Annotated in this window: 22 protein-coding genes and 1 tRNA gene; 13 read left to right on the top strand and 10 right to left on the bottom strand. The window is 71.9% G+C overall.

Features of this window, described 5'->3' with window-relative positions:
• Positions 1 to 72: 72 nt before the first annotated feature.
• Entirely contained in the window at positions 73 to 1,674 is a 1,602-nt protein-coding gene (locus tag ACGFT2_RS33295; protein WP_393285826.1) for a beta-N-acetylhexosaminidase, read from the bottom strand.
• Positions 1,675 to 1,736: 62 nt separating this feature from the next.
• Here ACGFT2_RS33295 and ACGFT2_RS33290 point away from each other — a divergent pair, with 62 nt between their 5' ends.
• The gene (locus ACGFT2_RS33290; RefSeq protein WP_393285825.1) at positions 1,737 to 2,618 is read left to right on the top strand and encodes a DUF4429 domain-containing protein; all 882 of its coding nucleotides are present in this window, start codon (positions 1,737 to 1,739) and stop codon (positions 2,616 to 2,618) included.
• A 55-nt stretch (positions 2,619 to 2,673) separates the two neighbouring features.
• On the opposite strand, the gene ACGFT2_RS33285 is transcribed toward ACGFT2_RS33290, so the two are convergent.
• Positions 2,674 to 4,257, bottom strand: coding sequence for a fibronectin type III domain-containing protein (locus tag ACGFT2_RS33285; RefSeq protein ID WP_393285823.1), 1,584 nt, complete (start codon positions 4,255 to 4,257; stop codon positions 2,674 to 2,676).
• A 165-nt stretch (positions 4,258 to 4,422) separates the two neighbouring features.
• Here ACGFT2_RS33285 and ACGFT2_RS33280 point away from each other — a divergent pair, with 165 nt between their 5' ends.
• Together ACGFT2_RS33280 and glmS are read left to right on the top strand one after the other, a co-directional pair.
• Entirely contained in the window at positions 4,423 to 4,680 is a 258-nt protein-coding gene (locus ACGFT2_RS33280; protein ID WP_393285821.1) for a hypothetical protein, read from the top strand.
• A 47-nt stretch (positions 4,681 to 4,727) separates the two neighbouring features.
• Positions 4,728 to 6,545, top strand: coding sequence for a glutamine--fructose-6-phosphate transaminase (isomerizing) (glmS, locus tag ACGFT2_RS33275; RefSeq protein ID WP_393285819.1), 1,818 nt, complete (start codon positions 4,728 to 4,730; stop codon positions 6,543 to 6,545).
• 261 nt (positions 6,546 to 6,806) lie between these two features.
• Here the strand turns inward: glmS and ACGFT2_RS33270 are convergent, their stop codons facing one another.
• Positions 6,807 to 7,364, bottom strand: a complete 558-nt coding sequence (locus ACGFT2_RS33270; protein ID WP_393285818.1) for a hypothetical protein — start codon at positions 7,362 to 7,364, stop codon at positions 6,807 to 6,809.
• A 195-nt stretch (positions 7,365 to 7,559) separates the two neighbouring features.
• Positions 7,560 to 8,087: a universal stress protein gene (locus tag ACGFT2_RS33265; protein WP_393285935.1), complete on the bottom strand. Its 528-nt coding sequence runs from the start codon at positions 8,085 to 8,087 to the stop codon at positions 7,560 to 7,562.
• A 327-nt stretch (positions 8,088 to 8,414) separates the two neighbouring features.
• On the opposite strand from ACGFT2_RS33265, the gene ACGFT2_RS33260 reads away from it, so the two are divergent.
• From ACGFT2_RS33260 to ACGFT2_RS33245, 4 genes are all read left to right on the top strand, one after another.
• Complete coding sequence (locus tag ACGFT2_RS33260) at positions 8,415 to 8,684, top strand: hypothetical protein (protein ID WP_393285816.1); 270 nt, start codon at positions 8,415 to 8,417, stop codon at positions 8,682 to 8,684.
• Between the two features lie 379 nt (positions 8,685 to 9,063).
• Positions 9,064 to 10,281, top strand: a complete 1,218-nt coding sequence (locus tag ACGFT2_RS33255; RefSeq protein WP_393285813.1) for a helix-turn-helix domain-containing protein — start codon at positions 9,064 to 9,066, stop codon at positions 10,279 to 10,281.
• 100 nt (positions 10,282 to 10,381) lie between these two features.
• Positions 10,382 to 10,984, top strand: a complete 603-nt coding sequence (gene orn, locus ACGFT2_RS33250; RefSeq protein ID WP_393285811.1) for an oligoribonuclease — start codon at positions 10,382 to 10,384, stop codon at positions 10,982 to 10,984.
• Positions 10,985 to 11,162: 178 nt separating this feature from the next.
• A tRNA-His gene (locus ACGFT2_RS33245) sits at positions 11,163 to 11,235 on the top strand.
• Between the two features lie 220 nt (positions 11,236 to 11,455).
• On the opposite strand, the gene ACGFT2_RS33240 is transcribed toward ACGFT2_RS33245, so the two are convergent.
• Entirely contained in the window at positions 11,456 to 12,511 is a 1,056-nt protein-coding gene (locus ACGFT2_RS33240; protein ID WP_393285809.1) for a LacI family DNA-binding transcriptional regulator, read from the bottom strand.
• Between the two features lie 406 nt (positions 12,512 to 12,917).
• On the opposite strand from ACGFT2_RS33240, the gene ACGFT2_RS33235 reads away from it, so the two are divergent.
• The 4 genes from ACGFT2_RS33235 to ACGFT2_RS33220 all read left to right on the top strand — a co-directional run bounded on the left by ACGFT2_RS33235 (position 12,918) and on the right by ACGFT2_RS33220 (position 17,829).
• Complete coding sequence (locus ACGFT2_RS33235; RefSeq protein ID WP_393285808.1) at positions 12,918 to 14,246, top strand: ABC transporter substrate-binding protein; 1,329 nt, start codon at positions 12,918 to 12,920, stop codon at positions 14,244 to 14,246.
• The gene (locus ACGFT2_RS33230) at positions 14,243 to 15,268 is read left to right on the top strand and encodes a carbohydrate ABC transporter permease (RefSeq protein WP_393285805.1); all 1,026 of its coding nucleotides are present in this window, start codon (positions 14,243 to 14,245) and stop codon (positions 15,266 to 15,268) included. The genes ACGFT2_RS33235 and ACGFT2_RS33230 overlap by 4 nt, the downstream gene beginning before the upstream one ends.
• The gene (locus tag ACGFT2_RS33225) at positions 15,265 to 16,152 is read left to right on the top strand and encodes a carbohydrate ABC transporter permease (RefSeq protein WP_393285803.1); all 888 of its coding nucleotides are present in this window, start codon (positions 15,265 to 15,267) and stop codon (positions 16,150 to 16,152) included. Before ACGFT2_RS33230 ends, ACGFT2_RS33225 begins: the two co-directional genes overlap by 4 nt.
• Positions 16,153 to 16,398: 246 nt before the next feature.
• A complete protein-coding gene (locus tag ACGFT2_RS33220) occupies positions 16,399 to 17,829 on the top strand; it encodes a GH1 family beta-glucosidase (protein ID WP_393285800.1) in 1,431 nt (476 codons plus the stop codon).
• Between the two features lie 67 nt (positions 17,830 to 17,896).
• Here ACGFT2_RS33220 and ACGFT2_RS33215 read toward each other — a convergent pair whose 3' ends face one another.
• From ACGFT2_RS33215 to ACGFT2_RS33205, 3 genes are all read right to left on the bottom strand, one after another.
• The gene (locus tag ACGFT2_RS33215; protein WP_393285799.1) at positions 17,897 to 19,369 is read right to left on the bottom strand and encodes a cellulose binding domain-containing protein; all 1,473 of its coding nucleotides are present in this window, start codon (positions 19,367 to 19,369) and stop codon (positions 17,897 to 17,899) included.
• A 107-nt stretch (positions 19,370 to 19,476) separates the two neighbouring features.
• Positions 19,477 to 20,880 (bottom strand): sensor histidine kinase, encoded by a 1,404-nt coding sequence (locus ACGFT2_RS33210; protein ID WP_393285796.1) that lies wholly within the window; start codon positions 20,878 to 20,880, stop codon positions 19,477 to 19,479.
• Entirely contained in the window at positions 20,877 to 21,596 is a 720-nt protein-coding gene (locus ACGFT2_RS33205; RefSeq protein WP_393285794.1) for a response regulator transcription factor, read from the bottom strand. The genes ACGFT2_RS33210 and ACGFT2_RS33205 overlap by 4 nt, the downstream gene beginning before the upstream one ends.
• A 99-nt stretch (positions 21,597 to 21,695) precedes the next feature.
• Here ACGFT2_RS33205 and ACGFT2_RS33200 point away from each other — a divergent pair, with 99 nt between their 5' ends.
• Positions 21,696 to 22,208 carry a hypothetical protein gene (locus ACGFT2_RS33200; protein WP_393285792.1) on the top strand — a complete coding sequence of 171 codons (513 nt, stop codon included), beginning with the start codon at positions 21,696 to 21,698 and terminating at the stop codon, positions 22,206 to 22,208.
• A 34-nt stretch (positions 22,209 to 22,242) separates the two neighbouring features.
• Here ACGFT2_RS33200 and ACGFT2_RS33195 read toward each other — a convergent pair whose 3' ends face one another.
• Both ACGFT2_RS33195 and ACGFT2_RS33190 read right to left on the bottom strand, forming a co-directional pair.
• On the bottom strand, positions 22,243 to 23,112 hold the full coding sequence (locus ACGFT2_RS33195) for a spermidine synthase (RefSeq protein WP_393285789.1): 870 nt from the start codon (positions 23,110 to 23,112) through the stop codon (positions 22,243 to 22,245).
• 34 nt (positions 23,113 to 23,146) lie between these two features.
• Positions 23,147 to 23,560 carry a hypothetical protein gene (locus ACGFT2_RS33190; protein ID WP_393285786.1) on the bottom strand — a complete coding sequence of 138 codons (414 nt, stop codon included), beginning with the start codon at positions 23,558 to 23,560 and terminating at the stop codon, positions 23,147 to 23,149.
• 266 nt (positions 23,561 to 23,826) lie between these two features.
• Here ACGFT2_RS33190 and ACGFT2_RS33185 point away from each other — a divergent pair, with 266 nt between their 5' ends.
• Positions 23,827 to 25,323: a hypothetical protein gene (locus tag ACGFT2_RS33185; RefSeq protein ID WP_393285783.1), complete on the top strand. Its 1,497-nt coding sequence runs from the start codon at positions 23,827 to 23,829 to the stop codon at positions 25,321 to 25,323.
• Positions 25,324 to 25,332 lie beyond the last annotated feature (9 nt).

The raw sequence follows: 25,332 nt of genomic DNA, 5'->3' as shown, positions 1-25,332 counted from the left end.
CCCCGGAGTACGGTCCTCCGGGGTGCCCGCCGCCCTTTCGGCCGGCTCGTTCGCGGCCGGTCCGTCAGCCCGTCAGCCCGTCGGCCAGGGGACCTGCGGCGAGCGGTAGTAGTGGATGCCGAGGGCGTCCCAGCGCGGGGCCTGCGCGGCCAGCCGCACCCGGTAGCCGTCCCAGTCGTGGGTGGCGGCCGGCGACCAGCCCAGCTCCGCCGCGCCCGTCAGCCGCGGGAACGCCATGTACTCGAGATCGGCGGACTTCTTCAGCGTCTCCGACCACAGGGGCGCCTCGACACCCCTGATCGCCGAGGCGGGCACCCCGTCGAGATAGGCGCCCGGGTCCCAGTCGTAGGACCGCCGCACCTCCACCAGACCCGCCCAGTCCAGGCCGAGCGGGGTGTCCTTGGTGTACTTCATGTCGAGGTAGACCCGGTCGGCCGGGGACAGGATCAGCCCGGTGCCGTTCCGCGCGGCCTCGGCGACCTGTGCCTTCTCCGCGGCACTGGTGTTGTCCAGGCCCCAGTACTGGGCGAGGGCGCCCTCGACCGGATGCGCACCGGTGAGCTGGTGCCACCCGATCACCGTCTTGCCGTACTTGGCGACGAGCGGCTGCACGCGGTCCATGAACGTCACGTAGTCGGCGTGGCTGGTGGAGTGCGCCTCGTCGCCGCCGATGTGCAGATAGCGGCCCGGGGTGAGCGCGGCCAGCTCGCGGATCACGTCGTCCACGAAGTCGTAGGTGACCTCCTTGGGCACGCACAGCGAGCTGAAGCCGACCCTGGTGCCGGTGTACAGCGGGGGCGCCACGCCGTCGCAGTTCAGCTCGGCGTAGGAGGCGAGGGCGGCGTTGGTGTGGCCGGGCATGTCGATTTCGGGGACGACCTCGAGATAGCGGGCGGCCGCGTACCGGACGATCTCCCGGTAGTCGGCCTTGGTGTAGTGACCGCCCGCGCCGCCGCCGACCTCGGTGGAGCCGCCGTAGCCGGCCAGGCGCGGCCAGGAGTCGACGGCGATGCGCCAGCCCTGGTCGTCGCTGAGGTGCAGATGCAGCTCATTGATCTTGTAGAGGGCCAACTGGTCGATGTAGCGCTTGACCTGGTCGACGGTGAGGAAGTGCCGGGAGACGTCCAGCATGGCGCCCCGGTAGGCGTAGCGCGGGCGGTCCTCGACGGTGCCGCCGGCGATCTGCCAGGGGCCGGGCTGGACGGTCTTCCTCTCGACGGCGGCGGGCAGGAGCTGACGCAGGGTCTGCACGCCGTGGAAGAGGCCGGCGGGGGTGGCCGCGGTGATGGTGACGCCGCCGGCTCCGCTGCGCAGCCGGTACCCCTCGGCGCCGAAGTCGCCCTTCTGGAGGTGGAGCCGGATCCCGCCGCCGCCGTGGTCGGTGAGCGGCAGCGGATAGCCGGTGGAGGGCCGCAGGATGTCGGTCAGGTAGGCGCCGATCCGGCGTACCTCGGCGGATCCGTCCACCCGGACGCCGGTCGCGCGGGTGATGCGGTACGGGTTTCCACCCGGTTCGGCCGAGGCGGGTGCCGGTACCACCCGGTCCAGCGGGGGCGGCGCCGCCGCCCGCGCGGCGGGGTTCGCGGCGAAGGTGAAGACGCCGGCCGCCGCGACAAGCAGCAGTGATCCGAGAATGCGGGTCGTTCGGGGAGTCGTGCCGTGGTTCCGTCTCACATGCGCTCCCTTCGGATTTGGTCGAGACCACTCTCCCGCAGATCCGGTGAAACAATCCCCCCATGGTGGAAATCATCCAGCGGGACGGCACCTGGGTTTTCGACGGCGACGCCCTGCGGTTGACCCCCGGACGGGACAGGAACGTCAGCCCGTTCCGCCGTGAGCTGGGCGAACTCACCGTCCCCCTGGCCGCGTTGGCGGGTGTCTCGTTCGAGCAGGGGCGCCGGTCGGGGCGGCTGCGGCTGCGGCTGCGCGACGGCGCGGACCCGCTGCTGCAGGCGACCGGCGGCCGGCTCGCCGAGCGGGACGACCCCTGGCAACTGGCCGTGGAGCCCGACCGGTACGGCGTCGCCGAGTACGTCGCCGATGAGGTGCGCAACGCGCTCGTGCTGGACGGGATCCCACCCGGCCCGGTCGCCGGGTACCTGCTGCCGGGCCCGTCGCTGCCGGTGTCCGCCACCGCCGGCGACGGCACGGCGAGCTTCGACGGGGAACGGGTGCGCCTTGAGTGGAACTGGAAGACGGAGGACGCCAAGGCGGGGACCGGCCCCCGGACGATCCCGCTCGCGGAGATCACCGGCGTGGAGTGGCAGCCGGCCGCCGGGCTGGAGAACGGGCACCTGCGCTTCGGGGTGCGGGGGGCGCCCGGCACGGCGCCGCCCAAGTACGACCCGAACGCGGTCGAGTTGTGGGGCTTCAAGAGGGATCCGCTGATGGCCCTGGTCGCCGCGGCGGTCCAGGCCCGCCTGCCGCACCCGGCGGCCCCGGCCGCCGGAGCGGACGCCGCGCCCGGGAAGGGCCCGTCGCCCGCCGGGGCGCCGGCCGCGGACGACCACGACGCGCTGTTGCGGCGGCTGCGCGAACTTGGCGAGCTGCATCGCGACGGAGTGCTGACGGACGAGGAGTTCACCCTGGCCAAGCGGGCGGTCCTCGGACGGCTGTGAGAACCACCCGCTCCCCCCGGACGCCCGCCCTGTTCTTCCGGGCGCGCGCGTGGGCCTACTTCGCCCGGCGGGAGACCGTGAAGTGGTCGATGCGGGCACCCGTCTCGGCGATGCCCGACACCTTCATCGTGGTCTGCCGGCCCCGCGGCGCGGGTTCGACGTCCACGCGCAGGAAGGAGTAGTCGAGGTAGCGCACCCGGGACCAGGCGACGGTCTCGTCGACCTTGCCGTCCTTGGTGTTGATGAACGAGGCCACGGACTCGCTCTCGTGCTCGTGCCCCTCGTAGGAGTCCGGAGCGGAGAACGCGTACAGGCCGCGGCCCGCCGCGCCCGCGGTGACGTACACCACACCCTCGGTCTCGGGGTAGGCCGTGCCGCCGATCGGCAGCTTCTTGGCGACCTTGTCGCCCTTGATGACGTCGGTGCGCTCGTACTGGTGGTTGTGGCCGTTGATGACCAGGTCCACCGTGTACTTCTCGAACAGCGGCACCCACTCCTGGCGCACGCCCCCCTCCGAGGCGTGCGCGGTGGAGGTGCAGTAGGCGCAGTGATGGAAGAAGACGACGACGAAGTCGACGTCCCTCGAGGCGCGGTACCTCTTCAGCCGGCTTTCCAGCCACTTCGTCTGGGTTCCACCGGATATACCCAGGTTAGCCGGGATCTCGAAGGAGATGTCGTTGGCGTCGAGCGAGATGACCGCCGTGTTCCCGTGGACGAAGGAGTAGACGCCCGGCAGGTTCGTGCGGTCGGGGCCGTTGTCCGGAAGGGTCCAGCGGGCCTCCTCGCCGCCGTAGCCGTTGGGCGAGTACCAGGCCTCCATGTCGTGGTTGCCGTAGGCCGGCATCCACGGGACCTGCTTGGCGACCGTCTCGGTCTGGGCGAGGAACTGGTCCCAGGTGCGCGAGTCGAAGCCGGTGTCGGTGGACCTGCCCTGGCCGGCCGGATCGCCGTAGGCGATGTCACCGGCGTGCAGGTGGAAGGCCGGGTTCTGGCCGAGGATCAGGGCGTTGTTGGCCAGGCCGTGGTAGCCGACGCCCTCGTCCCCGAAGGCGGTGAAGGTGAACGGCGCCTTGTGGGCCGGGGCGGTGGTGAAGGTGCCCAGGGTGCCCGCCAGGTGCGGCTCGGCCGGGTCGAAGCCCTGGTGGCCCACGCCGTAGTGGTAGGTCCGGCCGGGGCGCAGGTGGGTGAGCCTGGCGTGCACGTAGTACTGGGTGTGGTCGCCGCTCGCGCCGACACCGGCCGGGGTGTAGAGGGCGCGGACCTCGGCCTCGATCTTGCGGGAGAGGTCCCAGGGGTGGGCGCCGATACGGATGAACGGCTTCCGCACGGCGACCGGGACCTGCCAGGAGACGGTCATCTCGGTGCGCGGGTCGTTGCCGTAGGCGAGGTGGCGGCCGAAGGGGGCGACGTGCGAGCCGTCGACGGACGCGCCGGCCGGGGCGGTGCGCCGGGCCGGGGCCGTGCGCCGGGCCGGCACGGCGGCCTGGGCGGTGGCGCCCGCCACGAACGCGCCGCCCGTGACGGCGCCCAGGGTGACGGCGCCGCCTCTGATCATCGTGCGCCGTGAGAATCTGGCGCGCAGGTACTCGTGCCGCTCGGCCATGCTCATGCGCTCGGCGAGCTTCTCCGGTACTCCCATACGTGGAATGTCCATGGGGTCCGAAACTCGTGGGTCCGGGCAACGAGACGCAAGACACGGAATGGACAGCTTGCGAACAGGGGTCCATAAGAGTTTCAACTATCGCCTGCCCGAAATCGGGCACGCTCCTTGCGAAACGGCGGCCGGTACCCCAGGATCTACCGGGTGCACGACGAACTGGTTGATCACCTGACGCGGTCCACGCCCCTGAGCCGGGGCGAGGCGCTGCGGGTGGTCCAGGACGTGCTCGCCTTCTTCGACGAGACGACCCAGGACTTCGTCCGTCGCCGCCACCGTGAGCTGCAGGCCCAGGGCCTGGTGAACACGGAGATCTTCGACCGGATCGAGGCGGATCTGAAATACCGGGCGGTGGCGCCGCCGGAGCTGACGCTCAGGCAGCTGCGCCGCATGGTCTACGGCTGAGAACCGGCCGGGGCCCGACAAGCGACACTCAAGGGATACCTCTATACATGTGCGGAATTGTCGGATACATCGGGAAGCGTGACGTCGCCCCCCTCCTGCTGGAAGGCCTCCAGCGGCTGGAGTACCGCGGCTACGACTCCGCGGGCATCGTGGTCACCTCCCCGAAGACGCCCGGCCTGAAGATGGTCAAGGCGAAGGGCCGGGTCCGGGACCTGGAGGCCAAGGTGCCGGCGCGCTTCAAGGGCACCACCGGCATCGCCCACACCCGCTGGGCCACCCACGGCGCCCCGTCCGACCTGAACGCCCACCCGCACATGTCGGCCGACTCCAAGGTCGCCGTCGTGCACAACGGCATCATCGACAACGCCGCCGACCTGCGCCGCAAGCTGGAGGCGGACGGTGTCGAGTTCCTCTCCGAGACCGACACCGAGGTCCTCGTCCACCTCATCGCCCGCGCCCAGGCCGAGAAGCTGGAGGACAGGGTCCGCGAGACCCTCCGGCTGGTCGAGGGCACGTACGGCATCGCGGTGATGCACGCCGACTTCTCCGACCGCATCGTGGTGGCCCGCAACGGCTCCCCGGTGGTCCTCGGCATCGGGGAGAAGGAGATGTTCGTCGCCTCCGACATCGCCGCCCTGGTCGCCCACACCCGGCAGATAGTGACCCTCGACGACGGCGAGATGGCCACCCTCAAGGCCGACGACTTCCGTACGTACACCACCGAGGGCACCCGTACCACCGCCGAGCCGACCACCGTGGAGTGGGAAGCGGCCTCGTACGACATGGGCGGCCACGACACGTACATGCACAAGGAGATCCACGAGCAGGCCGACGCCGTGGACCGGGTGCTGCGCGGCCGCATCGACGACCGGTTCTCCACCGTGCACCTCGGCGGCCTCAACCTGGACGCCCGCGAGGCACGCAAGATCCGCCGCGTGAAGATCCTCGGCTGCGGCACCTCGTACCACGCCGGCATGATCGGCGCCCAGATGATCGAGGAGCTGGCCCGCATCCCCGCGGACGCCGAGCCCGCCTCCGAATTCCGGTACCGCAACGCGGTCGTGGACCCCGACACCCTCTACGTCGCGGTCTCCCAGTCCGGTGAGACGTACGACGTCCTCGCCGCCGTCCAGGAGCTGAAGCGCAAGGGCGCCCGCGTCCTCGGCGTGGTCAACGTGGTCGGCTCGGCGATCGCCCGCGAGGCGGACGGCGGTGTCTACGTGCACGCGGGCCCCGAGGTCTGCGTGGTCTCGACGAAGTGCTTCACCAACACCACGGTCGCCTTCGCCCTGCTCGCCCTGCACCTCGGCCGCACCCGCGACCTCTCCGTCCGCGACGGCAAGCGGATCATCGAGGGCCTGCGCAGGCTGCCGCAGCAGATCACCGAGATCCTGGAGCAGGAGGAGGAGATCAAGAAGCTGGCGGAGGAGTACGCCGAAGCCCGCTCGATGCTCTTCATCGGCCGCGTCCGTGGCTACCCCGTGGCCCGCGAGGCCTCCCTGAAGCTCAAGGAGGTCTCCTACATCCACGCCGAGGCCTACCCCGCCTCCGAGCTGAAGCACGGCCCGCTGGCCCTCATCGAGCCCGCGCTGCCCACGGTCGCGATCGTCCCCGACGACGACCTGCTGGAGAAGAACCGCGCCGCCCTGGAGGAGATCAAGGCCCGCGAGGGCAAGATCCTCGCCGTGGCCCACCAGCACCAGGAGAAGGCCGACCAGACGATCCTCGTCCCGAAGAACGAGGACGAACTGGACCCGATCCTCATGGGCATCCCGCTCCAGCTCCTCGCCTACCACACGGCCAAGGCCCTGGGCCGGGACATCGACAAGCCGCGCAACCTCGCGAAGTCGGTGACGGTGGAGTAACCCGGCCGCCCCGGACCAGAACCGCGGCCGACCGCGCCCCGTCACAAACGCCGGCGACCGCACCCCGTCACAAACGCCGGCGACCGCACCCCGTCACAAACGCCGGCGACCGCGCCCCGTCGGGAACGCGGTCGACCGCGCCCCGTCAGGGGCGCGGGGAACTGCGCGAGCGGCCACGGCGCACCCGCACGGGCGCGACAACGGAACGGACCCCCACGTGTGCCACCGGACACGTGGGGGTCCTTCCGGTGCCGCTGAGTGTCAGCCGGTGGCCGTCACCCCCCGGCCGGCGGCACGCCCGGGAACGGCCGTCGGCCAGTGCGCCAGCGCCGCGGTCGCGGCGTACCAGGCCACCGCGCCCGAGACGACGGCCACCCAGCCCGCGGCCTTCGCGAGAGCGGAACTGTCGGCGAAGGCCGCGACGGCGAGCACCAGCATCGCCAGGAACAGCAGCCCGTGCACGATCTGGCTCGGGGTGTCGCCGCCCGCGAGGGTCAGCGTGAGCGCCACCAGGGCGAACAGCAGCAGGAACAGCCCGGTCGCGTTGGCCGAGGAGGCACCCGACACGGCCCAGGTGAACCACAGGGCGCCGAGAGCCACGTACGCCACGCCGGAGCCGGCGTCGTCGCGCAGGGCCAGCAGGCCGACGAGGAAGAGGGCGACCCCGCCCACGTAATGGGCCACGGTCACGGCGTCGGAGGCACGCACGCCGTCGATCACGCCGGTCAGGCCGATCCCGAACGCCAACAGGGTTACTCCCAGGGCGAGTCGGCCGACCACGGTGGTGCTCACGATTCCCGCGGAGACTTCGTTGTCCACGGCGGGCTCCCTTCGTGCTGTGCGGTTGAGCGGTGACCGGTATATGCCCTTCACAAGGACACAAACCACCTCTACGCACGAGTAGTTTCGCGCTGCACAAAGGAAGTTGACGGAGCGTGAGCCCGCCGGGAGACGACGATCACGGGCCGCTGCGCCCGCCTCGGGGAACGACGATCACGGGCTACTGCGCCCGCTTCAGGGAATGACGATCACGGGCCGCTTCGCCCGCTTGGCGAGCCGGCCGGCGACCGAGCCGAAGATCCGGCCCACGATGCCGTGCGTGGATCCCACGACGATCGCGTCGGCCTCGTACTCGCGGCCCACCTCTTCGAGTTCGTGGCAGATGTCACCGCCGCGCTCGACCAGGATCCACGGCACTTCGGCCAGGTAGTCCGCGCAGGCCAGCTCGAGCCCGAGGACCTCGGTGCGGTGGTCCGGCACATCGACGAAGACGGGCGGCTCGCAGCCGGCCCACACGGTGGTCGGCAGCCGGTTGGCCACGTGGACGATGATCAGCCCCGAGTGGGAGCGGTGGGCCATGCCGATCGCGTAGGCGAGGGCGCGCTCACTGGAGGTGGAGCCGTCGAAGCCGACGACCACTCCGTGCCGGAAGGCCGGGTCGCAGGAAGGGCGTGGCTCCGCCGCCGCCAGGGGATCGGCCGCCGTGGGATCGGCGACCGGCCGCTTGCGGTCCGCGGGTTCGGAGAATTCGTGACCGGCCATGGCTGTCTCGGCGTCGTGATCCTTCATGGGTGGGACGACAGTGTGCTGCGGAAGCGTGCGGCGGAGCTGTGTCCGGGAAACATCTTCCCAAGCCCATACCCCCAAGGGTACGGCTGCACTCCTCCTGAGCCCAGTCCCCGCGCACGCTCCGTGAGCGGTACCCCGTGGTCCGTAGGGGTTCACCGGAGCATGCACGAGCCGCGCCCGTAACGCAATGCTTGCTGCCCCGTACAGGCGGTTTGCACAGGATTCACAGATGCGCGCCCGGTGACCGCCGCGTCGAACGGGCGTTGTACCGGGGTGAGCCACCGCCACAGGGAGTACGAGATGCCCGGACCCCGACCGCACTCCGAGCCGCACCGCGCACCGGACACCGTCAGCGACGTGATCCGCTGGGCGGCGTTCAGCTGCGTCCTCGTCCCCGTGGTCCTGCTCTGGTACGGCACCTCGCTGGCCGGCGCGGCGGGTACCGCACTGGGCCTGGCCGCGGTCACGGCCGTCTGCCGGGTACTGCTGCGCCGCTCCGAGCGGGGTGCCGCGGATTGCGCGACGCAAAGAGGCGGACGTCACACTCGGGGGCAGACACCGGTCGACTGACCGGTTTCCGCACCCTCGGACGCATCTTTTCAGCCAACTTCTGGATATCGCCCAGGAGGGGTCCCGACCATCCCCCAACCCCCGTTCCACCTGCACGGAAAGGGTCTACGGGGCGCTCTGCACCCTACGCGGTTTGGCCACTGCGACAAGGCGTACTTCCCTACGCGGCTTGTGAGTGCAACCCTTCGTGATCGAATGCTTCACGCCAAGTTGTCATGTCGACAATGTCCGGCGTGTCGAACCGGCCACCGTGAGACCGCGGTAGCCAGTAAATTTCGATCTTGACTGTCTTATGGCGGGGGACTCGTGCAGGACCGAGGGGAAACGTGCAGGAGCGACACAACCGAGGAGCCGCGACCACCGAGGGGGGCTTAGCAGGATGAGCCACGACTCCACTGCCACGCCGGAAGCCGCGGCCCGGAAGCTCTCCGGGCGCCGCCGCAAGGAGATCGTCGCCGTGCTGCTGTTCAGCGGCGGCCCCATCTTCGAGAGTTCCATCCCACTGTCGGTGTTCGGGATCGACCGCCAGGACGCCGGAGTACCGCGCTACCGACTGCTGGTGTGCGCCGGCGAGGAAGGCCCGCTGCGGACCACAGGGGGCCTGGAACTCACCGCACCACATGGACTGGAGGCGATCTCACGCGCCGGCACGGTCGTCGTGCCGGCCTGGCGCTCGATCACCTCGCCGCCGCCGGAGGAGGCGCTCGACGCCCTGCGGCGAGCGCACGAGGAGGGTGCCCGCATCGTAGGGCTGTGCACGGGCGCGTTCGTGCTCGCGGCGGCCGGACTGCTGGACGGACGCCCGGCGACCACCCACTGGATGTACGCGCCGACGCTGGCCAAGCGCTATCCGTCGGTGCACGTCGATCCACGGGAGCTGTTCGTCGACGACGGCGACGTGCTGACGTCGGCCGGCACCGCCGCGGGCATCGACCTGTGCCTGCACATCGTGCGGACGGACCACGGCAACGAGGCGGCCGGCGCGCTCGCCCGGCGCCTGGTGGTACCGCCACGCCGAACAGGCGGCCAGGAGCGCTACCTCGATCGGTCTTTACCAGAGGAGATCGGCGCCGACCCGCTCGCCGAGGTCGTCGCCTGGGCGCTGGAACACCTCCACGAGCAGTTCGACGTGGAGACACTGGCGGCACGCGCCTACATGAGCCGCCGTACGTTCGACCGCCGGTTCCGCTCGCTGACCGGCAGCGCACCGCTGCAGTGGCTGATCACCCAGCGGGTGCTGCAGGCGCAGCGCCTGCTGGAGACGTCGGACTACTCCGTGGACGAGGTGGCGGGCCGGTGCGGTTTCCGCTCCCCCGTCGCGCTGCGCGGGCACTTCCGCCGCCAGCTCGGCTCGTCCCCGGCGGCCTACCGCGCGGCCTATCGGGCGCGCCGGCCCCAGAGCGACCGGCACGGTGAGCCGGACGCCCCGATGTCCCCGGTCGGCCAGCAGGGACCGCCCGCGGGTCTGCCCGGGGGCCCCGGTCCGGTGGGCCATGTGCCCCCCATGCTGCATCCGGACAGCGGCGTGCCGATGCAGAGCCGGCGTGCCGCCGCCGGCGCGGTGAGTCTGCTCCCGGGGCCGCGCAGCGGCAGCTGACCGCCGCACCGCGCCACCGATCTCGTCCTCGGGCCCGTCCAGGGCCCGAGGACGAGGCAGGGGGCATCCCAAAAGCGCACGCCAGCTTTAGGGTGGTCGCATGAACGATCGCATGGTGTGGATCGACTGCGAGATGACCGGCCTCTCGCTGTCCGACGACGCTCTCATCGAGGTTGCCGCCCTCGTCACCGACTCCGAGCTGAACGTGCTCGGCGACGGGGTGGACATCGTCATCCGTCCGCCGGAGCGGGCGCTGGAGACGATGCCGGAGGTGGTGCGTCAGATGCACACCGCGTCCGGACTGCTCGCCGAGCTGGCGGGCGGCACGACCCTGAAGGACGCCGAGGAGCAGGTCCTCGCGTACGTCCGGGAGCACGTGAAGGAGCCGGGGAAGGCCCCGCTGTGCGGCAACTCCGTCGGCACCGACCGCGGTTTCCTGCTGCGGGACATGCCGACCCTGGAGGACTACCTCCACTACCGCATCGTCGACGTCTCCTCGATCAAGGAGCTGGCCCGCCGCTGGTACCCGCGGGCGTACTTCAACAGCCCGGAGAAGAACGGCAACCACCGGGCGCTGGCCGACATCCGCGAGTCGATCGCCGAGCTGCGGTACTACCGCGAGGCCGTCTTCGTCCCGCAGCCCGGCCCGGACTCCGACACCGCGAAGGCGATCGCCGCCAAGCACGTCCTGCCCACGCAGTGACGGGCGCGGACCGCCCGTCGCCCCTGCGGTGACGGCGCGGACCACTCCCGGTCCGTGCGGGTGTCCGCCCGGGCCCGCACGGACGCCCGCGCGAAAACCTGTGCGCGAGCACCCCTTCGAACCATGTAGACTTCTTCTCGGCCGGTCGGGGAAAGCACTCCTCGAACCACCGGTCATGGTGGGTGTAGCTCAGCTGGTAGAGCACCTGGTTGTGGTCCAGGATGCCGCGGGTTCAAGTCCCGTCACTCACCCTGTGTGATCAGCCGGTGACTCCGTCGAAAGACGGGGCACCGGCTGATTCGTTTTCCCTGACCGCCGGAGCGCACGCCCGGTGGCCGCGCGAGAACGCCCGCACCGCCGGTCGGGCCCGGGCCGACATCAAGGCCGGGCAAGAAGGCCGCGAGTGTGGCCGCGCCCGTGGACGATGCCGTGCCGGGCAGGCACGCCGGGCCCCGGCACGAACGCCGCCGTTCACGAAGACGCCCGCGCCACCAGTTCCGTCGGCAGGACCGCGTGCCGCCGTTCCAGGTCCCGGGCCGCGGCCGGTCGACGGTCGGCGACCTCCGCGAGGAGCAGGTCGATCATGGCCCGGCCCATCTCCTCGATGGGCTGGCGGACGCTGGTGAGCGGCGGGTCCATGTGGCGGGCGATCGCGGAGTCGTCGTAGCCGACCAGCGCGACGTCGTCCGGGATGCGACGGCCGGCCTCGCGAAGCACCTGCCGGGCACCGGCCGCCGTCACGTCGGAGCCGGCGAAGACCGCGTCCAGGTCCGGGTGCCGGTCCAGCAGGACCGCCATCGCCCGGCGGCCGCCCTCCTCCGTGAAGTCCCCTCGCTCGACGAGGAGTTCGTCCGCCGGGTGGCCCGCGTCGCGCAGGGCGTCGCGGTAGCCGTCGACCCGGCACTGGGCGCCGTAGACGTCGAGCCGGCCGGTGATGTGCGCTATCCGGCGGCGACCGCCGGCCAGCAGGTGCTCCACCGCCGAGCGGGCGCCGCCGTAGTTGTCCGAGTCCACCGAGGTGAGCGCCTCGCCGGCCGAGCGCGGGCCGCTGATCACGGCCGGGATCTCGAGCTGGGCCAGCAGGTCGGGCAGCGGATCGTCGGCGTGCACCGAGACCAGCAGCACACCGTCCACCCGATGGGCCGCCAGGTACTGCGCGAGACGCCGGCGCTCCCGGTCGCTGCCCGCGAAGATCAGCAGCAACTGCATCTCGGTCTCGGCGAGTCCGGCACCGACACCGCGCAGCATGTCCGAGAAGTACGGCTCGGCGAAGAACCGGGTCTCCGGCTCGGGAACGACGAGCGCGACGGCGTCGGTGCGGTTGGCCGCCAGGGCACGGGCGGCGGTGTTGGGCACGTAGCCGAGTTCGGCGACCGCCGCCTCGACCGCGGCGCGGGTCGCGTCGCTGACCCGGGGCGAGCCGTTGATCACCCGTGACACCGTGCCCCGTCCCACCCCGGCGCGGGCGGCGACCTCTTCGAGCGTGGGCCGGCCCCCGCTCCGGCTCCGCCCCGCGTGGCCTGCCATGGGCTCCGCCTCTCTCGACCGTCTCCTGGTGCTGGCCTGGAATGTAACAGCCTCGACCACCGCGGCGACCGCCCGGCGCCCGGCGGGGGGGGACTGGCGCGGGCGCCCGCGCGAAGTCCTCCCTCCGCCCCCGCAGGTGAAGCTTTTCCGCCAGACTTGGCCCACAGCTTCCGGAAGTCAGCGGTCCACTTAACGTCCCGACAACTGAACACAGTTGGCCGTGTGCGGTCCCTTGACACCCCGCTCCGAACCGGCGACTCTTCAACACATCACCTGTGGGAGCGCTCCCACAGCACCTGGCACCTACACATCCCGCACGTTCCCCGCCCGAGCCGCAGCGAGCACGAACGGGCCTTGTTCCATGCAGTTGGCCGGGGGGTCGGCACGTCAGGCAACAGGAGGAGCAATGCGCACGAGCATCCGCGGGCCGCGCAGACTGGGGGCCCTCGTGGCCGTCGCCGCGCTGACCACAGGGCTGCTGGCCGGCTGCGCCGACGACTCGGACGACGGCTCGGCGAGCGCCGGCGACGGCAACGGCGGCCGCAAGGGCGAGATCACTCTGACGATAGGCACCTTCGGCGTCTTCGGCTACAAGCAGTCCGGCCTCTACGACGAGTACATGAAGCTGCACCCGGACATCAGCATCAAGGAGAACGTCACCACCCGTACGGACGTCTACTGGCCGAAGGTGCTCACCCGCCTCCAGGCCGGTTCCGGCAGCGACGACATTCAGGCCATCGAGGTCGGCAACATCACCGAGGCCGTGCAGACCCAGGCGAACAAGTTCGTCGACCTCGGCAAGGAGGTCGACAAGTCGCAGTGGCTGGACTGGAAGCTCGCGCAGGCCACCACCAAGGACGGCAGGACCATCGGGCTCGGGACCGACACCGGGCCGATGGCCGTCTGCTACCGGAAGGACCTGTTCCAGAAGGCCGGGCTGCCGACCGACCGGACCAGGCTCGCCGAGATGTGGAAGGGCGACTGGTCCAAGTACGTCGACGTCGGCAAGGAGTACATGAAGAAGGCGCCCAAGGGCACCAAGTTCGTGGACTCGGCCTCCTCCGTCTACAACGCGGCGGTGGGCGGCGCGAGCGAGCGGTACTACGACAAGGACGGCAACGTCGTCTGGGACAGGTCCGAGGGCGTGAAGAAGGCCTGGGACGCCGCCATGAGCGCCGCGACCAGCAACATGTCCGCGAAGCTGAAGCAGTTCGACCCGACCTGGGACCAGGGCTTCGCCAACGGCACCTTCGCCTCCGTCGCCTGCCCGGCCTGGATGATCGGCTACATCGAGCAGAAGTCCGGGGACTCAGGCAAGGGCAAGTGGGACGTGGCGGCGGCGCCGGCGGCGTCCAACTGGGGCGGCTCCTTCCTCGGCGTGCCGACCGCCGGCAAGCACCGGAAGGAGGCCATCGCACTGGCGAAGTGGCTGACCGCGCCCGAGCAGCAGGCGAAGGTCTTCGCCAAGCAGGCCAGCTTCCCGTCGACCCCGTCGGCGTACGCGAATCTGAAGCCGCAGGCCGACACCACGGCGTACTTCTCCGGCGCGCCGCTCACCCGGATCTTCTCCGACTCGGCGAAGACCATCCCCGCCCAGCCCCTCGGCCCCAAGGACAAGCCGATCGACAACGCGATCAGTGACGTCGGCATCCTCCAGGTCGAGCAGAAGGGCCGGACGCCCGCGCAGGGCTGGGACGCCGCGAAGAACGAGATCAAGGACGTGCTCGGCCAGTGACCGGCTCCAAAGAGGCTCTCGCGCACCCCGCGTCGAGTGCCGAGGCCGCGCCCGGCACCCCGCCGGGCGCGGTCCGGGGCGCTCATGGTCGCGGTACGCCGGCGGGCGCCGAGCCCTGGCGCAGCCGGCTGTACCGCTGGGACACGAAGGCGTCGCCGTACGCGTTCGTGGCCCCCTTCTTCGTCCTGTTCGGGGCCTTCACCCTGGTCCCGCTGCTCTACACGGCCTGGTACTCGCTGCACGACGTGCAGTTGTCGGGGCTGGACCACCAGACCTGGGCGGGCCTGGACAACTACCGGAACCTGCTCTCCTCGGACTTCTTCTGGAACGCCCTGCGGAACACGTTTACCATCGGCCTCGTCTCGACCGTGCCGCAGCTGCTGGCGGCCATCGGCCTGGCGCACCTGCTGAACTACCGGCTGCGGGGTTCCACCATGTGGCGGGTGGTCATGCTGACGCCCTACGCCACCTCGGTGGCGGCCGCGACCCTGGTGTTCACGCTGCTGTATTCGTGGGACGGCGGCATGGTCAACTGGGTCCTGCACTTCTTCGGGGTGGACCCGGTCAACTGGCGCGAGTCCGACTGGGGTTCGCAGTTCGCCGTGTCGTCCATCGTGATCTGGCGCTGGACCGGCTACAACGCGCTGATCTATCTGGCGGCGATGCAGGCGATCCCGGCCGATCTGTACGAGTCGGCGGCGATCGACGGGGCCAACCGCTGGCAGCAGTTCCGGCATGTGACGGTTCCGCAGCTGCGGCCGACGATCCTGTTCACCGTCGTGGTCTCCACCATCGGTGCCACGCAGCTCTTCGGTGAGCCGCTGCTGTTCGGCGGAGTGAGCGGGTCCAAGGGCGGTTCCGAGCACCAGTTCCAGACGCTCGGCCTGTACATGTACGACCAGGGCTGGATCATCGGCAACCTCGGCAAGGCGTCCGCGATCGCCTGGTCGATGTTCCTGATCCTGCTGATCGTCGCAGCGGTCAATCTGCTGTTCACCCGACGGCTGAGGAAGTCCGCATGACGACCAGTGAACCGACGCTGCCCCGGGCGGCCCGCAAGGAGCGCCGGCGGGTGATGGGTGCGGGCAAGCAGTTGCACGCGGGCCCGGTGACGTACCTCGTGCTGACGGTGTTCGCCCTCGTCTCGCTGGCCCCGCTGGTGTGGACGGCGATCGCCGCCTCGCGCACCGACCGGCGGCTCGCCCAGACCCCGCCGCCGCTGTGGTTCGGCGGCAGTCTGTTCAAGAACCTGCAGACGGCCTGGGAGCAGGCGGGACTCGGCACCGCGATGTTCAACTCGGTGCTCGTGGCGGGCACGATCACGGCGAGCACGGTGGTGTTCTCGACGCTGGCCGGCTTCGCCTTCGCCAAGCTGCGGTTCCGCTTCTCCGGGCTGCTGTTGCTGCTGACGGTCGGCACCATGATGATCCCGCCGCAGCTGGCGGTCGTACCGCTGTACCTGTGGATGGCGGACCTGGGCTGGTCGAACCAGCTGCAGACGGTGGTCCTGCCGAGCCTCGTCACCGCGTTCGGCACGTTCTTCATGCGGCAGTACCTGGTGCAGGCGCTGCCGACGGAGCTGATCGAGGCGGCCCGGGTGGACGGCGCGAGCAGCGTCCGGATCGTGTGGCACGTCGTCTTCCCCGCGGCGCGGCCGGCGATGGCGGTACTCGGGCTGCTGACCTTCGTGTTCGCCTGGAACGACTTCCTGTGGCCGATCATCGCCCTGAACCAGCAGAATCCGACGGTGCAGGTGGCCCTGAACTCACTCGGCACCGGCTATGTCCCGGACCAGGCCGTGATCATGGCGGGGGCGCTGCTCGGCACCCTGCCGCTGCTGATCGCCTTCCTGCTGTTCGGCAAGCAGATCGTGGGCGGGATCATGCAGGGCGCGGTCAAGGGCTGACACGTCCCTTGCCGCGGGGGGAGGGGAAGGGTGCCGGGTCACCGTCCGCCACGCCCCTCCCCGCCCCCCCTCCCCGGCCCGTCCCTGCCCGGCCCAGCCCCTCCCCGACTCGGCCCCCTCCCCCGGCTCGGCCCTCTCCCACCGCCGAGCGGCCCCCTCTTCCTGCGGCCCCTCCCCCTCCGGGGCGGCGCCCCCCTCACCCGTCACCCGCCGGTCTCTCCTCCGACCTCCATTGGGAGCGCTTCCATGTCTGAACCCGATTCCTCCGTGACCTTCCCCGCGGCCTTCCTCTGGGGCGCGGCGACCTCGGCGTACCAGATCGAGGGGGCGGTGCGGGAGGACGGCCGCACCCCCTCGATCTGGGACACCTTCAGCCATACCCCGGGCCGGACGGCGGGCGGCGAGACCGGTGACATCGCGGTCGACCACTACCACCGCTACCGCGACGACGTGGCGCTGATGGCGGACCTGGGCCTGAACGCGTACCGCTTCTCCGTCTCCTGGTCGCGGGTGCAGCCGACGGGCCGGGGCCCGGCGGTCCAGCGGGGTCTGGACTTCTACCGCCGTCTGGTGGACGAGCTGCTGGCGCGCGGGATCACGCCGGCGCTCACCCTCTACCACTGGGACCTGCCGCAGGAACTGGAGGACGCGGGCGGCTGGCCGGAGCGGGACACCGCGTTCCGGTTCGCCGAGTACGCGCGGCTGGTCGGCGAGGCGCTGGGTGACCGGGTGGAGAACTGGATCACGCTGAACGAGCCCTGGTGCAGTGCCTTCCTGGGGTACGGCTCAGGGGTGCACGCGCCCGGCCGTACCGACCCGGCGGCCGCCCTGCGCGCGGCCCACCATCTCAACCTGGCGCACGGGCTGGGCGCTTCGGCGCTGCGCTCGGCGATGCCGGCCCGCAACCGTATCGCGATCAGCCTCAACTCCTCGGTGGTACGGCCGCTGTCCCAGGAACCGGCCGACCTGTCCGCGGCCCGCCGGATCGACGACCTGGCCAACGGGGTCTTCCACGGGCCGATCCTGCACGGTGCGTACCCCAGGACGCTGCTCGCGGCGACCGCGTCGGTCACCGACTGGTCCTACGTCCTCGACGGCGACGTCCGCACGATCAACGCGCCGCTGGACGCCCTCGGCCTCAACTACTACACCCCCGCCCTGGTCTCCGCCGCGGCGGGCAGGGCCGGTGGTTCGGGGGCGGACGGCCACGGCGCCAGCGAACACTCCCCCTGGCCGGCCGCCGACGACGTGCTGTTCCACCAGACGCCCGGCGAACGCACGGAGATGGGCTGGACGATCGACCCGACGGGCCTGTACGAGCTGCTGATGCGCTACACCCGCGAGGCCCCCGGCCTGCCTCTGTACGTCACCGAGAACGGCGCGGCCTACGACGACAAGCCCGACCCCGACGGCCGCGTGCACGACCCCGAGCGCATCGCCTACCTGCACGGCCACCTGTCGGAGGTGCGCCGCGCCCTCACCGACGGGGCCGACGTCCGCGGCTACTACCTGTGGTCGCTGATGGACAACTTCGAGTGGGCGTACGGCTACGGCAAGCGGTTCGGCGCGGTGTACGTGGACTACACGACGCTGGAGCGGACACCGAAGTCGAGCGCGCGCTGGTACGCGCAGGCGGCCCGGACGGGGGCGCTGCCGCCGCTGGAGCCGGCGGTCTGAGGCCGAAAGGGGCGCGGTCCTCCCCCCGGAGTACCGCGCCCCCGCTCGGACGACCCGTGGATCCGGGTCAGTTGAACGCCCCGAAGGCCTTCGAGAAGGCGAACGCGGACTGGGTGACGGAGCTGCAGGTCGCGTCGGCGGTGGGCTTGGTGCCGCCGGGGCACTGCTTGTCGCGGGTCGCGGACCACATGGAGAGCCCGCCGAGACCCTTGGACTTGGCGAAGTCCACCAGCTGGGTGGCGTCGTCGACCTTGAAGACCTCGGAGGAGACGTCGTTGACGCCGATCATCGGGGTGACCGCGACCGACTTCCAGGCGGCGGTGTCGGACAGCCCCAGTACGCCCTTGATCTGGGCCTGGGTGGCGGTCGCCGCCTGCACGGCGTAGGTGCCCATGTCGCCGCTGTAGGAGGCGCCGTAGTCCATCGCCATGATGTTGACGGTGCTGATCTTCACCCCGTTGGACTTGGCGTCGGACAGGAGGTTCACGCCGTCCTGGGTGAGGCCCTCGGGCATCACCGGGAGGGTGAAGGAGACGTCCAGGCCCGGGTGCTGGGCCTGGAGCCTGGCGATGGCCTGCGCGCGGCGGGTGTTGGCGGCCGTGTTCGGCAGCGCCCCGCCCTCGACGTCGAAGTCGACCTTGGTGAGCCTGAACGCGTCGACGGCCTTGCCGTAGGCCGCCGCCAGCGCGTCGGCGGAGGAGCAGGTGGTGGCCAGCTCGGAGCCGGATGCGCCGCCGAAGGAGACCCGGACGTCGCCGCCCTTGGCGCGCAGCGCGCCGATCTGGCCGGCCACGCCGTCGCCGGTCAGGTCCGTCACGCCGCCCCACTTGGGGGTGCAGCCGCCGCCGTCGGTGAGGAAGGCGAGGTTGTAGTTCTTCACACCGGTCGCGTCGGCGGAACCGAGGAGGTCGAAGGCCGGGTAGAGGGAGGTGTCGACGTAGGGGGCGAAGCCGGCGGAGGCGGTGGTGCCGCTGCCCGTGCTGCCCGAGGGGGTAGGGGTGGGGGTGGCGCTCCCGGTGGGGGTGGCCGGCTTCGTGGGGGTGGCGGAGCCGGTGGGGGCCGGCGCCCCCGTCCCGGTCTCGGTGGGGCGGCCGCTCGGCTCGGGGGTGGCTCCGTCGTCCGCGGAACACCGCTGGTCGTCGATGCGACAGCCCGTCGGGGCGCCGGTGCCGTCGACCACGAAGCCGATGGTCACCGACTTCCCCGGGGCGAGACCGGCGGTGTCCCACTTCGCGGGCTTGACGGTGACGTGCCGGCCGCTGACGGCCGACTCGCCGTTCCAGAGGGAGGCGAGCCGGGTGCCGGCCGGGAGGTCGAACTCCAGCGTCCAGGTCTTCTCGGCGCCGCCGCTGTTGTTGGTGACGACGTACTGCGCGGTGTAGCCCGTGGACCAGTCGCTGGTCCTGGTGAACGCGGCGTCCACACCTGCCGCGTTCGCGGTGCCGGTGAGCAGGACCGCGCCGCCGCCGGCCACGGCCGCGGCCACCAGGCCGCCTATCGCCTTGTTCCTGCCGCTGATCCTGCGCCGGTGCGTGGTCATGTGCCTGCCTTCGCTGTACACGGGGGTGGGGGTGCGGCAGCACGCTAGCGACCGGGAAAGGGACAAACCTCGTGTTGGGGACGGCCGTCGCAGACCTTAGGGTTCGCTTAAGGGAGCGATCGGGGGCGGTTAAAGGTCGAGACCAATTTGCCCCGCCGTCGCCTGCGTACGGCGCCCCGTCGGCCTCGCCCGGCCGGCCCCCGCCCGTCCAGCTGGAACCAGATCCGCACCTCGGTGCCCCCCAGCACCGAGGCGCCGATGCGGACGTCGCCGCCGGTGGACTCGGCCAGGCGGCGGACGATGTCGAGGCCGAGGCCCGTCGAGCCGGTGTTCCCGGAGCCGCGGCCACGGGCCATCGCCGCCTCCGGGTCGGTTATGCCGGGGCCCGCGTCGGAGACCAGCACGATGACCGCGTCCTCGCCGTTGTGCACGTCCACGGCGAAGGCGGTGCCTTCGGCGGTGTGCCGGAAGACGTTGCCGAGCAGGGCGTCGAGGGCGGCGGCCAGGTCGCCGCGGGCCACGGGTATGCGGACCGGACGGTCGACGCCGGCCACCCGCCAGGTGCGGCCCTCGTCCTCGGCGAGCGCGGACCAGAACTCCATGCGTGTGCGGACCACTTCGGCGGCGTCGCACCCGGCGCCGGGGCCGGCCGCGGCCGTCTGCGGTCTGGCGTCGCGCGCGGTGCGGATGATGGTGTCCACCTCGCGCTCCAGCTGGGCGACGGCGGCCCGGGTCTGCTCGGCGGCGGGCCCGGCGCCGAGGGAGGCCGCGTTCAGCCGCAGGACGGTGAGCGGGGTGCGCAGCCGGTGGGACAGGTCGGCCGCCAGCTCCCGTTCGTTGTGGAGGAGCTGGACCACCTGGTCGGCCATCGAGTTGAACGCGACCGCGGCGAGCCGCAGTTCCGCCGGGCCGTCCTCCGGCACCCGGGCGCCGAGGCGGCCCTCGCCCAGTTCGTGCGCGCCCTCGGCCAGCCGCCGGGCCGGCTGCACCATGCGCACCCCGAGCCGGTCGGCGACGGCGACCGAGCCGACGATCAGCGCGAGGCCGACGGCCGCGAGGACCGCCCAGGCCGTACGGACGCCGTTGGCCACCTCGGACTCGGGTACGTACACCTCGACGACCGCGATCGTGCCCGTGCCGAGCGCCACCGGCTGCAGCAGGGTGGAGCCGCCGGCGACGGCGGTCGTGGAGGCGCGGCCGAGCCTGCGCACGGCCCGTATGTCGCGGTCGGCGGCGCGCTGCGGGCCGAGGTCGATCGCGGCCCGAGCGCCGTCGGCGGGCAGATGCACTGACAGCCCGGAGTCGGCGCCGGCGGAGGCCACCACCCGCTCCAGCTTGTCCCGGTCGGTGGTGATGGACAGCGCGGGCGCGACCGCGGCGGCCTCCCGCTCGGCCCCGGCGAAGGCACGGTCGCGGGCCATCTCCTTGACGACCAGCCCGAGCGGTACGGCGAAGGCGACCACGACCATCGCGGTCACCGCCAGGCAGACCTTGACCAGGGCCCATCTCATCGCGGCGGCACCCCTTCGCCCTCGGCCGGCACGGGCGGCTCCAGCTTCACCCCGACCCCGCGCAGGGTGTGCAGATAGCGCGGCCGGGCCGCGGTCTCCCCCAGCTTGCGGCGCAGCCAGGACAGATGGACGTCGATGGTCTGGTCGTCGCCGTAGGACTGCTGCCAGACCTCGGCGAGGAGTTCCTTGCGCGGGACGACGACACCGGGGCGGCCCGCCAGGAACGCCAGCAGGTCGAACTCGCGGCGCGTGAGGTCGAGACGGACACCGTCCAGGTCGGCCTGGCGGCGCAGCGGGTCGACGGTCAGCCCGCCGACCCGCAGCACGGACGAGGGCGGGCCCTCCGCCGCGCCGGAGCGGGACCGGCGCAGCACGGCCGCGATCCGGGCGGAGAGGTGCTCGACGGAGAAGGGCTTGGTGAGGTAGTCGTCCGCACCGGCGTTGAGCAGCCGGACGATCTCGGTCTCGTCGTCACGGGCGGTGGCGATGATGACGGGCACCTCGGTGATGCCGCGCAGCATCTTCAGGGCCTCGGAGCCGTCCAGGTCGGGCAGCCCGAGGTCCAGGATGACCACGTCGAACCGGAAATGGGCGACCTCGCGCAGTGCCTCCAGTGCCGTACCGACGCTGCGCACGGTGTGCGAGGCGTCGGTCAGATGCCGGATGAGTGCCGAGCGTACGAACTGGTCGTCCTCGACCACGAGCACACTTGCCATGCGCCGCACCGTACGCCATGCGCGCGACGCCGGCCGGGCGCCTGTGGACAACTCGGGGCGGGTGCGCACGGCGGTGTCCCTGAGGCAGTATGGCCCGCGATGCGCAGAGGACTGGTCCACGTACTGGCTTGGCTGTTCGCGACGGGAGCGGCGGTCACGCTGTCGTGGTGGGGCGTGCACACGGTGATGGAGGGCACGGTGTACGACCCGCCGCGCGCCCTGCCGGTCACCGCTGCCGACGTGAGGGCGCGGGACGTGAAGCCGGCGTCCGGGGCCCCGTCCGCCTCCCCGTCCCCGTCGCGCACGCAGCGAGCGCCGTCGTCCCCCGCGCCCTCGCGGAGTCCGGCCGGCACGCACAGCCCCTCCTCCGGCAAGCCGGCGCCGGCGTCCGGCCGGGTCAAGGCGTACGACACCGACGGCGGCCGGGCGGTCTTCGAGTTGGGCGCCTCCAGCGCGACGCTGGTCTCGGCGACCCCGGGGGCGGGCTGGTCGATGCAGCTGTGGAAGACGCAGACGTGGATCCGGGTGGAGTTCGGCAGGGGCGCGGACCGGGTGTCGGTGTTCTGCACCTGGCACGACGGACCGCCACGCGTGGAGGTGGGCACCTACTGAACCGCCCCGAGCGGCGGGTGCGGGCCCGGGCAGGTCAGCGGAACACCGAGGGCGGCGGGGCCGGGGAGGCGACGGCCGCCTCGTCCGTCACGGGGAGCGCGCCGCCGCTGAAGTCGGTGAGCCGCCTGCCGTGTTCGACCCGCGCGGGGTGCGGATCGGAGGCGGCGCGGCGGGTGAGTTCGGCGAGGGGCAGCGGCAGGTCGGAGGCGACCAGGACGGCGTTGCCGAAGCGCTTGCCACGCAGTACGGCCGCGTCGGCGATCAGCGCGAGTTCGCCGAACCGGGCGGCGGCGGTGGCGATCTGGCCGCGCAGATGGGCGAGGGGCGGGCCGTCCGCGAGGTTGGCCGCGTACACCCCGGAGGGTTTCAGGGCCCGGCGGACCTCGTCCAGGAACTCGACGGAGGTGAGGTGGGCCGGGGTGCGGGCGCCACTGAAGACGTCGGCGATGACCAGGTCGGCCCAGCCGTCGGGCACTTTGGCGAGGCCGGCCCGGGCGTCCGCCGACCGCACCCGGATCCGCGCGTTCGGATCCAGCGGCAGTTCCCTGCGGACCAGTTGGACCAGCCCGGCGTCCCGTTCGACGACCTGCTGGGTGGAGCGGGGCCGGGTCGCGGCGAGGTAGCGGGCGAGGGTGAAGGCGCCACCGCCCAGATGCACGGCGTGTACGGGCTTCCCCGTGGGAGCGACGAGGTCGATGACATGGCCGAGGCGGCGCTGGTACTCGAAGGAGAGGTACCCGGGGTCGTCCAGATCGACGTGCGATTGCGGCGCCCCGTCGATCAGCAGCGTCCAGGCCCGGCCGCGCTCGGGGTCCGGCACGAGCTGCGCGAGCCCGCCGTCGACCGCCTCGACGACGGCTTCGACGGCGGCCGACCTGCGCCGCGAGTTCCTGGACCTGCCCATCGGTCCATTTTCGCAGGTGGCCGCGGCCGGCGCCTCACCGGCAGCTGTCGGCCGCCTCGATCATCCGGGCCGCCTCGCCGAGGGCCCGGCGCAGCACCACCGGATCGGTGGCCAGATCGGCCTCGCCGGGCGGCAGCAGCCAGTCGGAGCCCTCCACCGGCGGCTCGGGGTTCAGCCGCAGTCCGCGGCCGTCCGTCTCGGTGCAGGTGCTGCCCGGCACGTCCCAGCAGGCCGCCGTGCCGGCCGGCACCAGGAAGCCGAGGGTGTCGCAGCCGCCGTCGTGCAGGACGGGGCCCACCGCGTCCGCGGCCCCGCGCCGCAGGATGTCGACCGCCTCCAGTCCCTGCCGGGCCGACACCGTCACGAGGTCGCATCCGGTGTCGCCCGCCCCCGGCGAGGGTGCCGACAGCGGTGACGTACAAGGTTCGTTGCTCTGGCTGGTCGCCATGCCGGCCTCCACCACACAGCCCTGTTGCGGTCCATGGACTTAAACGCGCGAGCGCGTCAACGGCTACGGCACAAGTGCGCCGCAAAGGATGGCACTTCATGGCAGATCTCGCATGAGATATCCGATTTGTAGCCAAACACTGCGTGGCGGGTCCTTCACAGCAGGTACGTTCATGCCCGCCGGAACCAGGGCGTCACACGGACAACTCGTCCCGAACCCGCCCCGGCACCGGCATGGTTCGACGGTTCGCACGAGAGGACCCGGCCATGGCGTCGTCAACCGTGACCTCGTCCCAGCCCGAACGGCCACCCCGGCCGAACCTCGCCTTCCGGCGACTGCGCGGCAGGCGCTCACCGGCGGAGTTCGCGGCGCTCGTACGGCGTGCTGCACGCGAGATCGGTGAGCGGGTGTGCTGCGACGCGCGCTATGTCGGCCGGGTCGAGGCGGGCGAGATCCGCTGCCCCAACTACGCGTACGAGCGGGTGTTCCTGCACATGTTCCCCGGCCGCACGCTCACCGACCTCGGCTTCTCGCCGCGTTCGTCCGTCCGCGGACGGACCGCGCGCACCGCGGCGGACGCCTCCGAGGCATCGGGGGCGCTCACCGTCTGCGGGACGCGTGAGGCCGCCGAGGCCGGCCGGACCCTTGAGACGAGGGGGGCGTTCGAGCCGTATGACATGCAGGACCCGTACGACCCGCACGAGCCGTACGCGAAAGACCACCTGAACCACGAGGAGAGCGACGTGCTGCGTCGCGCATTCATGAGCGGCGGCGGTGCCACAGTGGCCGCCGCCACGTTGGGCCCGCTGGGGCTCACCAAGGACGCGGTGGCCGCGGCCCGGCCGTCGCGGCGGCCGGGAAGCTCCGAGGCGACCGCCCTGGAGGAGGCCGTCCGCCGCATCCGGCTGCTCGACGACCGGCACGGCGCGGACGGTCTCTACCGGCGCGCGGCGGCTCCGCTGCGCGCGGCCTTCGCGCTGCTGGACGCCGGCGCGACCCGGCAGACCACCGCCGACCGGCTGCACACGGGCGCCGGTGAACTCGCCATCTCCGTGGGCTGGCTGGCCCACGACTCCGGCCGCTTCGACGACGCCCGCTCGCACTACGCGGAGGCGCTGGCCACGTCCCGGATGACCGGGGATCCGGGGCTGGAGGCGCACGCCTTCTGCAACACCGCGTTCCTGGCCCGGGACGCCGGGCGGCCCCGGGAGGCGGTGCGGGCCGCGCAGGCCGCGCAGCGCGCAGCGCGTCCCCTGGGCTCCGCGCGCCTGATGTCGCTGCTCGCGCTGCGCGAGGCGGGCGGCTGGGCGGGCCTGGCCGACCGCACCGGCTGCGAGCAGGCACTGGTCCGGGCGCAGGCCCTTTTCGCGCGGGGCCGCTCGGACGCCGATCCCGAGTGGATGAGTTTCTACGGAGAGGCCGAGCTGGAGGGGCTGGAGGCGCAGTGCTGGTCCACACTGGGCGACTGGCGGCGCGCGTCCCGGCACGCGCGCCGGGCGGCCCAGCTGCAGGATCCGCACTTCAGCCGCAACATCGCGCTCTACACCGCGGAGCTGGCCGACGACCTCGCCCGCGAAGGTCGTCCCGACGAGGCGGCCGAGGCGGGGCTGCGCGTGCTGGCGCTGCTGGAGCAGGTCCAGTCGTCGCGCATCCAGACGATGCTCGCGGGCACGGCGAGGGTCCTGCTGCCGCACCGGCGGGCCTCGGGAGTGACGGAGTTCTTGGACCGGCATGCGTCCACGCCCAGGACGGGACGGCCGTAGTCCCGGCGG

The sequence above is a fragment of the Streptomyces sp. NPDC048514 genome, assembly GCF_043199955.1.
Lineage (GTDB): Bacteria > Actinomycetota > Actinomycetes > Streptomycetales > Streptomycetaceae > Streptomyces.
Note: the sequence above shows the minus strand (reverse complement) of the source record. Positions and strands in the feature narration are given on the sequence as shown.

Bases quoted from the DNA above. Each gene is read 5' to 3' on its own strand.
- ACGFT2_RS33290 (WP_393285825.1), top strand. From the start codon at position 1,737: ATGGTGGAAATCATCCAGCGGGACGGCACCTGGGTTTTCGACGGCGAC.
- ACGFT2_RS33285 (WP_393285823.1), bottom strand. From the start codon at position 4,257: ATGGGAGTACCGGAGAAGCTCGCCGAGCGCATGAGCATGGCCGAGCGG.
- glmS (WP_393285819.1), top strand. From the start codon at position 4,728: ATGTGCGGAATTGTCGGATACATCGGGAAGCGTGACGTCGCCCCCCTC.
- ACGFT2_RS33265 (WP_393285935.1), bottom strand. From the start codon at position 8,087: ATGGCCGGTCACGAATTCTCCGAACCCGCGGACCGCAAGCGGCCGGTC.
- ACGFT2_RS33260 (WP_393285816.1), top strand. From the start codon at position 8,415: ATGCCCGGACCCCGACCGCACTCCGAGCCGCACCGCGCACCGGACACC.
- ACGFT2_RS33255 (WP_393285813.1), top strand. From the start codon at position 9,064: ATGAGCCACGACTCCACTGCCACGCCGGAAGCCGCGGCCCGGAAGCTC.
- orn (WP_393285811.1), top strand. From the start codon at position 10,382: ATGAACGATCGCATGGTGTGGATCGACTGCGAGATGACCGGCCTCTCG.
- ACGFT2_RS33240 (WP_393285809.1), bottom strand. From the start codon at position 12,511: ATGGCAGGCCACGCGGGGCGGAGCCGGAGCGGGGGCCGGCCCACGCTC.
- ACGFT2_RS33235 (WP_393285808.1), top strand. From the start codon at position 12,918: ATGCGCACGAGCATCCGCGGGCCGCGCAGACTGGGGGCCCTCGTGGCC.
- ACGFT2_RS33225 (WP_393285803.1), top strand. From the start codon at position 15,265: ATGACGACCAGTGAACCGACGCTGCCCCGGGCGGCCCGCAAGGAGCGC.
- ACGFT2_RS33220 (WP_393285800.1), top strand. From the start codon at position 16,399: ATGTCTGAACCCGATTCCTCCGTGACCTTCCCCGCGGCCTTCCTCTGG.
- ACGFT2_RS33215 (WP_393285799.1), bottom strand. From the start codon at position 19,369: ATGACCACGCACCGGCGCAGGATCAGCGGCAGGAACAAGGCGATAGGC.
- ACGFT2_RS33210 (WP_393285796.1), bottom strand. From the start codon at position 20,880: ATGAGATGGGCCCTGGTCAAGGTCTGCCTGGCGGTGACCGCGATGGTC.
- ACGFT2_RS33205 (WP_393285794.1), bottom strand. From the start codon at position 21,596: ATGGCAAGTGTGCTCGTGGTCGAGGACGACCAGTTCGTACGCTCGGCA.
- ACGFT2_RS33200 (WP_393285792.1), top strand. From the start codon at position 21,696: ATGCGCAGAGGACTGGTCCACGTACTGGCTTGGCTGTTCGCGACGGGA.
- ACGFT2_RS33195 (WP_393285789.1), bottom strand. From the start codon at position 23,112: ATGGGCAGGTCCAGGAACTCGCGGCGCAGGTCGGCCGCCGTCGAAGCC.
- ACGFT2_RS33190 (WP_393285786.1), bottom strand. From the start codon at position 23,560: ATGGCGACCAGCCAGAGCAACGAACCTTGTACGTCACCGCTGTCGGCA.
- ACGFT2_RS33185 (WP_393285783.1), top strand. From the start codon at position 23,827: ATGGCGTCGTCAACCGTGACCTCGTCCCAGCCCGAACGGCCACCCCGG.